Raw genomic sequence first — 11,869 nt, forward strand, 5'->3', positions numbered from 1 at the left:
CGCCGATGGTACTGTCCACAAGACGGGAGAGTAGGTCGCCGCCTTTTTTTAAATAGGAGACTCCTATCAGAGCAATCATCTGATGGGAGTCTCTTTTTTGTGTTTGAGGCAGAGGCTTGCAGATTCGTTTCTAAGTTTTATTGAAAGGCAATTATTTTAGAAGAGGTATCCAATGGAAATTTGGATATTTCTATTTTGGGAGAGTGCTACATTTTTATATGTGTTATTTATTCCATGGATATAACGTGCTTCTAAAAGGATATTATTAGAAAATTTATAGCCAAGTCCGCAAAATAGGCTTAGATCAATATGGTTAGGTTTGAGTGGTATGTATTTAGTTATGTTTCCTTCACCTTGTATCTTATGCTTTTTTGAAATAAGGAAACCTATTTGGGGGCCCATTTCTATATATAAATGTTCTAAGGGATAGTACTTTATTGCTATGGGTAGGTTGATATAATTGCTGCGAATAGAATAAATTGTCCTATTGTTTTCTATTGAAAATAGATGTTCTTTGTATCCTTGTTGCGAATACATGAGGTTACCTTCTAATTCCCATTTTTTATTTATGGAGTAGGTTACGATTCCATCAATATGAAATCCCTTGCGGAATTCTTTATCAAAGTCCTGAACTTGTCGTTCTACTTCTGTTTTTGTTTCTTTTGAGAGGTTTATACCTGTCTTTATACCAAAATGAAAGTTTTGGGCTTTTACAGTAATTACTGCAGTTGCCATCAAGAATGTTATTACTATTTTTTTCATGACATAGGATGTTTTCTTTTAAATAACGTTCTATTATTTCTTTTTATTTTGTTATAAACTTTTATTTTTGTCTTTCTAAGTCCAGAATACATGCTCCTTGCCTTTTGATATCATGGACTTTTATGACTTTTTTATGTGCTTCTTTGATGAGTCTATTACGATAAAAGTCCGACAAAGAATTATCAATAATGATCAGTTTGGGGGTTATATGTTTTAGTGCATTATCGAGGTGTTGTTTATAGCCTTTGCAGATATAGAGAAGATCCACATTTATTTCTCCATTAGTTTTATATGACATATTTTCTTGTAGGACAATAATCGTTTTGCCACTAAAGTTGAAATAGCTATAATTTTCGTTCGTATTGCTTTTTGCTGTTATAATATATGGATTTAATTGATATTCTTTCCAAAATGTCTTTTTGATGAATGTGAGATTTTTACTGTTTTTTGCAGAATCGGATATCCATATTTGAGAGCGATGATTGTTACTTATGAAGTGTATATTAGGGCACTTGTATAGATTGTATATTATGATTTTAGGAGAAAGTTTGTGTTGTTCCGCATTTATAATCGTCCCGATGAAGAGTAATGTCACATAAAAACTTATTCCATATATTTTCCACGCTCTATGAGTAAGAATGAATGAATAGATTTGATAAATGAGTAGGTATATAATGACAACTATAAAAATAGAAGGGTATATATCTATATGTGAGTAGGGAAAATCGTTGATAAATGTAAGACTAAGTTTTAGTATTCTTATAGAAGTGTGTAGTAAAAAAGCCAGAGAGGGTTGTGCAAAGGAGATGACGAAGAATAGAAGTGAGGTTAATAAGATGATGCTAGCAAGAGGGATGACTATAATACTAGATATAATGCTATACGTTGGGAATATGTGAAAGTATAGGCCTATTAGTGGTGCTGTTCCTATTTGTGCACATAGAGAAGTGGTGAGGAGTCTGTAGATGACTTTTAGAACTTTGTATTTTTCTAAGGATTGAAAATGTGGCAATATAGGACTTATTATGACAATGCCTATAACTGCTGAAACTGATAGTTGGAAACCTATATCAAAGAGTGCTTGTGGATAAAGCAGCAAAATAGTCACGACAGCCAGTGATAGGCAGTCGATAGCTGTCACATTTCGTCGGAGGCATCCAGCTATAAGACCTATTGTGGACATAAGTGCAGCACGGCAGAGTGATATTGGTGCACCCACTAAACCCACGAAAGTCCATATAAGTATTAGTGTTATGGTAGTAAGAATCACTCGTGGAAATTGTTTTCTTGTATGTCGAAGTAGGTAGAATACAAGCATAAAAAGAATTCCTAAATGCAAGCCGCTAAGAGCCAGAATATGAGAAGTTCCAGTTTCTGAAAATAAATCTTTCGTATCCGAAGTTAGTAGCGACTTATCTCCAAGAGTCATAGCAGCAATCACTGCTAGATCTTCGCCGTATAGATAATCTTTATATTGCCGGATGAGTTTCTCTCTAGCATGTTGAAGGAAAGATAAATTTTCTGGGGGAGCTGATATTTTCCAATTATCTGCATAACAAAAACAAACACCCTTATAGCCTTGTCGTCTAAGGTAAGTGGCATAATCAAATTCCCCTGGGTTTCCATTGTTGTATGGCTGTCTTATTTGCGTATTAAGCAGGATTTTATCTCCCAAATGCGGCCGATTTTTACCTTTTAATAGTGTTACTCGTACTTTCTCTTTTCCTATCCATACATCTGCAATCCAGCTTTTCTCCTTTTCTTTTAGCACTTCACGAATGCTACCAATATAAGCTTGTTTCTCTTTTGGCCATTCGTGAATATCATCTATTCTATCAATACTTAATCGCATAGCCCCAAAAAGAATTAGAGCAGAACCAATGCAGAAAAGAGCTATTTTTTTAGAGTAGATAGCCGATAAAAGGAGACTGATGACAATACATGCAAGTGGCAAAAGCTGTGAACGAATATGTGGAAAAGCAATATCTCCAATCAGTATTCCTACTCCTAATAGTATAGATGTAGGAAGTAGGGGAGTGTCGAAGCAAATGTTGCTAAATGTAGGTTTCCTGAGATTTTGCATGGCTTGAAATTCCTTTAGGATGCGAACCTGCAACATAGGCAGTAAGCACACTAATTCTAACTCCTTCTACTTCACATAGTTTCTGAGCACACGAGAGTATTGTTGCGCCAGTTGTAATCACATCGTCAATCAGTAGTAGATGTTTCCCGCTTATTTCCTCTCTTCGTTGTATTTCAAAAATGTTCTGCACATTTTCTTCTCTTTGCTGTGCCGTCAATCGAGTTTGTGTCGCGTTGTCAGTTTTTCTAATGATTAAGTCTGTAGCTATTGGTATTCCTGTAATTTTAGAGATTCCCTTTGCCAACATCTCACTTTGGTTGTAACCTCTCTTTTTCAATCTGCTATTCGAGATAGGTATGGGGACAAGATAGTCAATAGCAGTAAAAAACTCAGAGTCGATAAGATCTTCTGCCATACATTGTCCAAGGTAAATCCCCATTTCTGCATTGTTTGCATATTTGAGTTGTAAGATGGGAAGAATAGTGTAGTTGTTCGCCTGATAATGTATGAGCGCATTTGCTCTGACAATTGGAATTTTTCCCCAAAATATTCTCTCGATGCCATTTCCTTGTTCTCCGTGTATGTTTGTAAATGAAAGTAGTGCCCAGCATTTTATGCAGAGTTGTTCTTCTTCTGCCTTGAGCCTTCTTCCACAGATGCAGCAATGGCGAGGTAGGATGATGTCAGCTATGTCTCTCAGTAAGGTTAATATGCGGTCTATCATATTGAGCAAATATAGGACTTTCTTTTCGTCTGACTTTAAGAAATGCTGAAAATGTTATAACTTCGCGAACCAAATGAATGAAAATGCAGAATAAGAGCCAACAACTATTTACAAGTTTTGTTGTAAAAACAGCTACAACACTTTTACCCTTTATTCAACACTGCTTGAGTGGTATCAGTCGCAGCAAGGCTAAATCTATTATGGCAGGTGGAGGAGTGAGAGTAGATCGTGCGGTTGTAAAACAATTTGATTATGAATTGCAACCAGGTATGCGTGTGGAAATTAGCCGCCGTAAGCCAAAGAATGAGCTATCAAGTAAATTTGTACGCATTGTTTACGAAGACTCTCAAATCATTGTTATAGAGAAAGCTATTGGTATACTTTCAATGGCATCGATGAATCATCCCTATTGTGTGAAAACAATTTTGGATGAATACTTTCGCAGGACTCATCAAAAGTGTACAGCTCATGTTGTCCATCGTTTAGATCGCGATACTTCTGGACTTTTAGTTTATGCTAAGACGCAGCGTGCAGAGCAAATATTGGAAAATAATTGGCAAAGCATTGTTACCGACCGCCGTTATGTGGCTTTAGTTTCTGGACGCATGGAAGAAAAAGAAGGCGTTGTTAGAAGTTGGCTAAAGGACAATAAGGCCTATTTCACTTATTCTTCAGAAACCGACAATGGTGGTAAGTATGCTGTCACACATTTCAAGACTATAAAGGCAGCAGATAGATATTCTCTGGTAGGCCTAAAATTAGAGACAGGTCGTAAGAATCAGATTCGTGTGCATATGAAGGATTTGAATCATCCTGTATGTGGCGACATAAAATATGGTAATGGTGATGATCCTATAGGTCGTTTAGCTCTTCACGCTTTTCGTCTAAATTTTTTCCATCCTATTACAGGCGAACCTCTCCGTTTTGAAACTCCTTATCCCAAAAACTTTTTAAGTGTATTTCATTCGTCTGCTGACTGATGCGAAAAAGCTAGTAGCGATAAGGATAATTCTCTCGAAAATTACAATAAGGAAATTTGAAAATACAATAAGGCTGTCAGCTGACAGCCTTATTGTGTCAGTTGACACAATAAGGACTTTTTGAGTTTGCTCTAAAGTGTTGAAAAATGTTAGTTATTAGCTGATTTTCATTTTTTAGATCTTGAGAGGGCATACTTCTGTTTTTTATTAGAGGTAGTGCAATCTTGAACAAAAAAATAGACTTACAAGTTTTTCTTGCAAGTCTATTTTTTACGGGAACGCGGAAATATTTTTCTGAAGCTTTTAAATATTTTGTAGCCAAACAAGACACCGTCTACAATAGCTGCAGTTTGTTGTGCCTTGTTTATTAAATTTTCAATCATATTGTGGCTTGGAGGAGGTGGAGCAAAGAGAGTTGAGAAGTTTTGCTGAATATCTTCACGCTTTTTTTGCATTTTCCTTTCCAACTCCAATTGGCGTGTACGAAGCTTTTCGAAATCGAATTTATTCTGTGCCATCTAATTTTTCTTTTATTGATTCATCAGATTTAAGAAATAATTCTCCTATAAAATTAGCAATAGGATTGAGAATCCAAGCTGTTCGCTTTGCATAAATTAGGCATCCTAAAAGTAGATAGAAAGTGGCGACAATTAAGCAAGATATAGCTGTTCCGCCAACATGGGGAGCCAATGCCAACGCCAAAGTTCCGGAAAGAAAAAAAATAATAATGGCTGCTAACACGAATGCTAAACCTCCCACGATAAGCGCTGTTATGAGGATTGACAACTTACGGATGATTCCAATCTGAACAGATTCGGCTTTGAGCTCAGCGTACTCTTTCAGATTTAGGACTAATTCACGGATGGTCTGTATGTTCTGGTCGGATGATAACATTGCAAGTAAAAATGATTTATAAAAGGAAGAAGATGTCCATTATAGACACCCTCTCCCTATTTCTCTGCATTTTACTCGTTAACAGGTTTGAGTTCTTCTGCAATGTCGTCGACCATGCCTTCCATGTCTTCACGACTGAGCTTTATGCCATTACGCTTCAAAGTCTCGTTAACGCGATCGGCAATCTTTGTGCCCTGATCTAAAAGTTTTTTACGCGTATCAGCACCTTTCTCTGGTGCCAATAAAAGGCCTACTGCTGCACCTACAGCAGCACCGCCCAAAAATGATACAAGAATACTTAAACCTTTCATATTTAGAAATATTAAAATGTTTGATAGGGCAAAGATAAGGCTTTTTCGACAAATTGAATCAAAAAAACGAGTTATATTTTTGAGGAATGATATACTTTAATGTAGTTTAACGTACTAAAAACTTGAAAATACAGTTTTAGAATTGTATTTTTGCAAAATCAAAATGTAAATATGAGGTTTGTAAACGACCTCCTTATTATAAAAATACTAACAAAATATATCTATAAATGAAGAAAACTCTGTTTTTGGCTCTTGCGGTATGCTTTGCTACGGCATTGACATCTTGTAAATCAAAAGAAAGTGCTTGGCAACAAGCTTACAACCAAGCTACAGCAGCTCAGACTACTGACGATAATACAGTAGCTGTAGCTCCTGTAAACCATGATGTGACAGTAACACCTGTTACTCCTACGCAGAATTCAAACGCTACAGTAAATGATCCAGACGTGCGCACTATCAATGGTCCGTTGACTGTTGTGAGTGGTAATCCGCTGAAGACATACAGCGTAGTAGTGGGTAGTTTTGTTAATCAAACAAACGCACTTAGCCTTAAGGAGCAGTTAGCAAATGGGGGGTATGATTCTCGCGTGGTAAAGACCAATGAGACAATCAATGGTCAGACAGGATGGTATCGCGTTATTGCTAGTTCTTTCAACGATAAAAATAGTGCGATGCAATCACGTGGCGAATTGCGTGGAAAATATGCTGGAGCTTGGTTACTCTATACAAGATAATTTGAGTTTTAACAGAATGTAAAAAAAGAACCACTTCTTGCCGAGAAGTGGTTCTTTTTATTTATTGTATTGACTTGATTATTCCGTCACAACAATCTTCTATCAAGTCTATAGCCCATTCAAAATCTTCTGGCCCTCCATAATATGGGTCGGGAATATTCAGTGTGTCGTATTGAGAAATAAATGCCGTGGCACGATATATTTTGTCCCGATCAGCATCATTACGCACAAGTTTTTCAAGGCCTCTCACATTGTTTTCATCCATTGCTATGATGATATCAAAATTGTCGAAGTCCTTAGTACGGACAGGCCTAGAGTGGTGTGTTAGTTGATACCCTCGTCGAGCAGCATGCGCCCTCATTCGTGAGTCGGGAAGCTCTCCCTCATGATAATCAATAATGCCAGCAGAGTCGACAAAGATATCTATGCCAGCTTTCTTTGCTTTTACCCTCAGTACCTCTTCAGCGGTGGCAGATCGACAGATGTTGCCAAGACAGATAAACAAGATTTTTCTTTTCATATTTGCAAAGATATAACATTTGTCAAAAAGAAATGAATGATACGTTTCCTTCTTTTTCCTTTTTGCTCTACAAGATAAAGTATTTGCGTATATTTTTGTAACTTCGCTCCCAAATGAATACTCGAATGACAGAGTCATTAGCAATGAAACCAGTTCTTCTTGGGTTAACATTGGAGGAACTGAAAACAATAGTTATAGACTTAGGTTTACCTGCTTTTGTCGGAAAGCAGCTCGCAGGTTGGATTTATGGGCATAAAGTGAATAGTTTTGACCAGATGACCAATCTGTCTAAAACCGCTCGTGAACGCTTGGCTGCCAACTATGAAATTGGTTGCCGCGCTCCTGTTGATGCTCAATACTCGAAAGACGGTACAATCAAATATCTTTATCAAACAGCCAAAGGAGATTATATTGAAACAGTATATATCCCTACAGCAGATCGCGCTACACTGTGTGTATCCTGTCAGGTGGGATGTAAGATGCATTGTGCCTTTTGTATGACGGGACGTCAAGGCTGGACCGCTTCCTTGTCTGCGGCAGATATTCTGAACCAAATATATAGTCTTCCAGAGCGTGAGAAGTTGACGAACATAGTCTTTATGGGACAAGGGGAACCCTTTGATAATTTAGACAATGTGCTTCGTGCAACAACAGCTCTAACGGCTGAATGGGGATATGCCTGGAGTCCTAAACGTATCACAGTCAGTAGTGTTGGATTGGCAAAAGGATTAGTACGCTTCTTAGAAGAGAGCCAGTGTAATTTAGCCATTAGTCTTCATCATCCAATACCCTCTGAGCGTTTAAAATTGATGCCTGCGGAACAAGCCTTCGGTATTACAGATGTTATAAATGTATTACGCCAGTACGACTTCTGTAGGAAAGATCCAGTTCGTAGGGATGCACCGAAACAGCGTCGCTTATCGTTTGAATACATCGTGTTCGATGGTATTAACGACTCTAAAGAGCATGCGCAAGCAGTTGTAGAATTGCTTCGAGGCTTAGATTGTCGTATGAACCTTATACGTTTCCATGATATTCCAGATACGTCGTTGCGTGGAGTGAATGACGAGCGCATGATCAAGTTTCGTGACTATCTGACTAACCATGGTGTTTTTGCCACCATTCGTTCGAGTAGAGGACAAGACATTTTTGCAGCTTGTGGACTACTCACTACAAAAAAACTAGAAGAAGAGAAGAATCAAAAATAGCAATTTCTTTATGGAACAAAAAAATATTGAGGCTGAGGTTTCTCGTAATATACTTGACGATTCCAGGCCGAAAATCAAAGTAGGTATCACACATGGCGACACCAACGGTGTGGGCTATGAACTTATTTTTAAGACTTTTGCTGACAGCGGTATGCTCGATTTGTGTACCCCCGTTGTTTATGGTTCAGCAAAACTTGCTTCTTTTCACAAGAAAGCGGTGGGAGTTGATGTAACCTACCACGTTGTTGAAAGCGGTGCAGAAGCTCATCCGAATCATCTCAATCTCGTGAATTGTTTTGATGAAGAAGTGAAGGTGGATTTCGGCACTTCTAATCCTGAAGCTGGGCATGCAGCTTTCTTAGCCTTAGAGCGTGCTACAGATGAGTTGAAAGAAGGTAAAATTGACGTACTCGTTACGGCACCTATCAATAAGAGTAGTATTCAGAGTAGCAATTTCCATTTTTCGGGTCATACGGAATATTTAGAAGAACGCTTAGGAAGTGAACACGGCACACTTATGATTCTCACGAATAGTTTGATGCGTGTGGCTTTAGTAACGACTCATCTCCCAGTACACGAAGTAGCTGAGGCGATTACACCTGAATTAGTGGAATTGAAGTTACGTCTGTTTCAATATTCCTTGCGTCATGATTTCCTTCTCTCAATGCCTCGTATCGCTGTTCTTGGTTTGAATCCACATAACGGTGATTCAGGAGTCATTGGGAAAGAAGAAAGTGAAATTATCAAGCCAGTGATAGAAAAACTGGTGGGAGAAGGTAAGCACATCTTTGGGCCGTATTCTGCAGATGGTTTCTTTGGTGCAGGTCTCTACCAGCATTTTGACGGTGTTCTTGCTATGTATCACGATCAAGGCCTGGCCCCCTTCAAAGCACTTTCGATGGATGATGGCGTTAACTTCACGGCGGGGCTTCCTTTTGTAAGAACTTCTCCTGATCATGGGACAGCGTACGATATAGCAGGCACCGGTACAGCAAATCCAGATTCTTTTCGTCAAGCAGTCTTTTCTGCTATAGATATTTATCGTAATCGGCAGAAATACAAAGAAGCTACAAAGAATCCGCTTCCAAAACTGTATCGAGACAGACGTGAAGATGGTGAGCGTCCCCGTCGTTTTTCGCGCGAGAGAACAGATATGCCCTCAAGTAATAACGCTTCTGATCAGAATAGTAATACAGGGCAAGAATGAGGTATGCAATAATCGCAGCGGGAGAAGGTTCCCGTCTTGCGCAAGAAGGAATATCATTGCCAAAGCCGTTGGTGAAAATCAACGGCGAGGCAATGATTGATCGCCTTATTCGCATCTTCCAACTCAACAAGGCTGAAGAGATTGTCATCATTGTCAACACGCTGAATCCGATGACAGAGCAGCATATACGCAAGTTGATGGAAACAGATAAAATTTGTAATATCCGGCTTGTTGTAAAAAGCACTCAGAGTTCGATGCATAGTTTCTCAGAAATTGCTCCTTATCTGCGAGAGGGAAACTTTTGTCTAACAACTGTTGACACTATTTTCCGAGAAGAAGAATTTGCTGAATATATTCGAGCCTTTGAATCATCCTCTTGTGATGGTATGATGGCTGTGACAGATTTTATTGATGATGAATGTCCACTTTATGTAGAAGTAGACAATCAGATGAAAATCATAGATTTTCTTGATGTGGAAGGAGATGATTGCCGTTTTATATCTGGTGGTATTTATGCACTGACGGACAGATGCCTACTAACTCTTGATCGCTGTATGAAAGAGGGACAGAGTCGTATGCGAAATTTTCAGCGGGGTTTGATTGCAGATAATTGTCACTTGATAGCTCGTCCTTTCTCAAAGATTCTTGATGTCGACCATGCTGGCGATATTCAGAAAGCAGAGGATTTTCTCAACTCATAAGTATATGATTTTTTTAGGAGTAAGCAGATCTGCGATCTTCTCTCCTCACTCAGAGGAACGCGATGCCGCCATTTTTTTTGCTGTAGTGGATGGCCTAAAAGATGCGGGGCATACTGTTTATACGGTTTCGGAAGACAACCTAACGCAGGTTCCTACTCTGTTGGATGGCGTCTTTACAATGTCGCGTAGTAAGAAGGCTTTGCAACTTCTCAGAGTTGCAGAGACCCGTGATATTCCCATTTTTAATTCTCCTAAGAGTCTCTTGGAAAATACTCGAACAAAAATATCAGAACTTTTTGATAACGAGTGTATCCCAACCCCAAGATGTTATAGTATTACTCGCACTGGCTTGCCTTCTTTATCTTATCCTTTTTGGATAAAGCGCGGAGATGCTTGTGCGCAAGATGCAACGGATGTGTGCTTTGTGGCATCAGAAAAAGAATATAAAGATGCTCTTCTGCAATATGAAGAACGTAATGTAACGAACCTCTTGACTGTAGAGCACCTTGAGGGAGATCTTGTAAAGTTTTATGGTGTTGAAGGAACCGACTTTTTCTTTTCATACTATCCTACTTTGGAGCAACAATTTAGTAAGTTTGGTTTAGAGGAAATCAATGGTAAACCCAAGTTCTTCCCTTTTGAAGTATCGGCCCTCAAGCAGGCAGCAGATAGAGCTGCGCGGCTCACAGGTTTTGTGGTCTATGGCGGCGATTGTGTGATAAGTGCCGATGGTTCTTTTAAGATTATAGATTTTAATGACTGGCCCAGTTTCTCATTATGTCGAGAACTTGCTGCTCGAGCGATTGTTGAGCGAATAATAAGTAGTTATGGCAGATAAACAACTTAATTCCACTCTCAAGTCAATGGATACAGAAGAGTGGCTGGATATACATTTTACGCGTCCCTTAGGCTTTATGTGGGCAAAGTTTTTCAACTATTTTGGCATACATCCTAATGTTGTTACCATTTTAAGTATAATTCTTGGTGTTGCAGCAGGTGTTTGTTTTTATTTTGAAGATATACACATCACGCTTTTGGGTATCTTTTTGCTTGTATGGGCTAATCTCTACGACAGTTGCGATGGGCAGTTGGCTCGTATGACAGGGAAGAAGACTCGTATGGGGCGTGTTCTGGATGGTTTTGCTGGAGATGCATGGTTCTTTAGTATTTACTTCTTTATCTGTCTTCGTCTATCTCCAATATGGGGTATTTGGATTTGGTTGCTTGCTGCTGTTTCGGGTTTGATTTGTCATGCTAAACAATGTCAGCTTGCAGACTATTATCGCAATATTCACCTCTTTTTCTTGAAGGGAGTAAGCGGGAGCGAACTTGATAATGCAGATAAGCTGACCAATGAGTTTCAAGGGCTTTCATGGAAGAGGGATTTCTTGTGGAAACTTTTTCTTTTCTTCTATCGCAACTATACACGCTCTCAAGAGAAGTTAACGCCGAACTTCCAAAGCTTGAGCAAAGCTTTGAAAGAAAAGTTTGGCAATGAGGCCTTACCGCAAGCACTGTGCGATGACTTTCGCAAAGGGAGCTTGCCTTTGATGAAATGGACAAATATTCTTACGTTCAACACGCGTGCTATTTTTCTCTATCTCGTTTTGCTCTTGGGACAACCTTGGCTTTATTTTGTGTTTGAACTTACAATAATGAATCTGATATGTTTCTATATGCGTCAGAAGCATGAGCAGCTTTGTAAACAGATTCTTTCCCAACTTGGAATTTATTCAAACCCATAA

The 11,869-nt window shown here is 38.8% G+C and carries 14 protein-coding genes; 7 read left to right on the forward strand and 7 right to left on the reverse strand.

Annotated elements, in window-relative coordinates; genetic code table 11:
• Nucleotides 1-156 precede the first annotated feature (156 nt).
• From ACO4R2_RS05735 to ACO4R2_RS05745, 3 genes are all read right to left on the reverse strand, one after another.
• Nucleotides 157-762: a porin family protein gene (locus tag ACO4R2_RS05735; protein WP_484769522.1), complete on the reverse strand. Its 606-nt coding sequence runs from the start codon at nucleotides 760-762 to the stop codon at nucleotides 157-159.
• A 61-nt stretch (nucleotides 763-823) separates the two neighbouring features.
• Nucleotides 824-2,845 (reverse strand): ComEC/Rec2 family competence protein, encoded by a 2,022-nt coding sequence (locus ACO4R2_RS05740; protein WP_484769523.1) that lies wholly within the window; start codon nucleotides 2,843-2,845, stop codon nucleotides 824-826.
• Complete coding sequence (locus ACO4R2_RS05745; protein WP_484769524.1) at nucleotides 2,817-3,569, reverse strand: ComF family protein; 753 nt, start codon at nucleotides 3,567-3,569, stop codon at nucleotides 2,817-2,819. The genes ACO4R2_RS05740 and ACO4R2_RS05745 overlap by 29 nt, the downstream gene beginning before the upstream one ends.
• Before the next feature lie 77 nt (nucleotides 3,570-3,646).
• Here ACO4R2_RS05745 and ACO4R2_RS05750 point away from each other — a divergent pair, with 77 nt between their 5' ends.
• Nucleotides 3,647-4,549 carry an RluA family pseudouridine synthase gene (locus tag ACO4R2_RS05750; RefSeq protein ID WP_484769525.1) on the forward strand — a complete coding sequence of 301 codons (903 nt, stop codon included), beginning with the start codon at nucleotides 3,647-3,649 and terminating at the stop codon, nucleotides 4,547-4,549.
• A gap of 263 nt (nucleotides 4,550-4,812) precedes the next feature.
• Here ACO4R2_RS05750 and ACO4R2_RS05755 read toward each other — a convergent pair whose 3' ends face one another.
• From ACO4R2_RS05755 to ACO4R2_RS05765, 3 genes are all read right to left on the reverse strand, one after another.
• The gene (locus ACO4R2_RS05755; RefSeq protein WP_311490988.1) at nucleotides 4,813-5,067 is read right to left on the reverse strand and encodes a hypothetical protein; all 255 of its coding nucleotides are present in this window, start codon (nucleotides 5,065-5,067) and stop codon (nucleotides 4,813-4,815) included.
• A complete protein-coding gene (locus tag ACO4R2_RS05760) occupies nucleotides 5,054-5,443 on the reverse strand; it encodes a phage holin family protein (protein WP_311490987.1) in 390 nt (129 codons plus the stop codon). The genes ACO4R2_RS05755 and ACO4R2_RS05760 overlap by 14 nt, the downstream gene beginning before the upstream one ends.
• Nucleotides 5,444-5,514: 71 nt before the next feature.
• Nucleotides 5,515-5,754 (reverse strand): YtxH domain-containing protein, encoded by a 240-nt coding sequence (locus ACO4R2_RS05765; protein ID WP_311490986.1) that lies wholly within the window; start codon nucleotides 5,752-5,754, stop codon nucleotides 5,515-5,517.
• A 227-nt stretch (nucleotides 5,755-5,981) separates the two neighbouring features.
• Here ACO4R2_RS05765 and ACO4R2_RS05770 point away from each other — a divergent pair, with 227 nt between their 5' ends.
• Nucleotides 5,982-6,488 (forward strand): SPOR domain-containing protein, encoded by a 507-nt coding sequence (locus ACO4R2_RS05770; RefSeq protein ID WP_347719289.1) that lies wholly within the window; start codon nucleotides 5,982-5,984, stop codon nucleotides 6,486-6,488.
• Between the two features lie 61 nt (nucleotides 6,489-6,549).
• Here the strand turns inward: ACO4R2_RS05770 and ACO4R2_RS05775 are convergent, their stop codons facing one another.
• A complete protein-coding gene (locus tag ACO4R2_RS05775) occupies nucleotides 6,550-7,008 on the reverse strand; it encodes a low molecular weight protein-tyrosine-phosphatase (protein WP_484769526.1) in 459 nt (152 codons plus the stop codon).
• A gap of 125 nt (nucleotides 7,009-7,133) precedes the next feature.
• Between ACO4R2_RS05775 and rlmN the strand changes: the two genes are divergently transcribed.
• Genes rlmN through ACO4R2_RS05800 form a run of 5 tightly spaced genes read left to right on the forward strand, consistent with a single transcriptional unit; the run spans nucleotide 7,134 to nucleotide 11,869 of the window.
• Nucleotides 7,134-8,216 (forward strand): dual-specificity RNA methyltransferase RlmN, encoded by a 1,083-nt coding sequence (rlmN, locus tag ACO4R2_RS05780; RefSeq protein WP_484769527.1) that lies wholly within the window; start codon nucleotides 7,134-7,136, stop codon nucleotides 8,214-8,216.
• A gap of 10 nt (nucleotides 8,217-8,226) precedes the next feature.
• Nucleotides 8,227-9,423, forward strand: a complete 1,197-nt coding sequence (pdxA, locus tag ACO4R2_RS05785; protein ID WP_484769528.1) for a 4-hydroxythreonine-4-phosphate dehydrogenase PdxA — start codon at nucleotides 8,227-8,229, stop codon at nucleotides 9,421-9,423.
• Nucleotides 9,420-10,124: an NTP transferase domain-containing protein gene (locus ACO4R2_RS05790; RefSeq protein WP_484769529.1), complete on the forward strand. Its 705-nt coding sequence runs from the start codon at nucleotides 9,420-9,422 to the stop codon at nucleotides 10,122-10,124. Before pdxA ends, ACO4R2_RS05790 begins: the two co-directional genes overlap by 4 nt.
• 4 nt (nucleotides 10,125-10,128) lie before the next feature.
• Complete coding sequence (locus ACO4R2_RS05795) at nucleotides 10,129-10,962, forward strand: ATP-grasp domain-containing protein (protein WP_484769530.1); 834 nt, start codon at nucleotides 10,129-10,131, stop codon at nucleotides 10,960-10,962.
• Nucleotides 10,952-11,869, forward strand: coding sequence for a CDP-alcohol phosphatidyltransferase family protein (locus tag ACO4R2_RS05800; protein ID WP_484769531.1), 918 nt, complete (start codon nucleotides 10,952-10,954; stop codon nucleotides 11,867-11,869). The genes ACO4R2_RS05795 and ACO4R2_RS05800 overlap by 11 nt, the downstream gene beginning before the upstream one ends.

Source organism: Alloprevotella sp. (assembly GCF_057240785.1).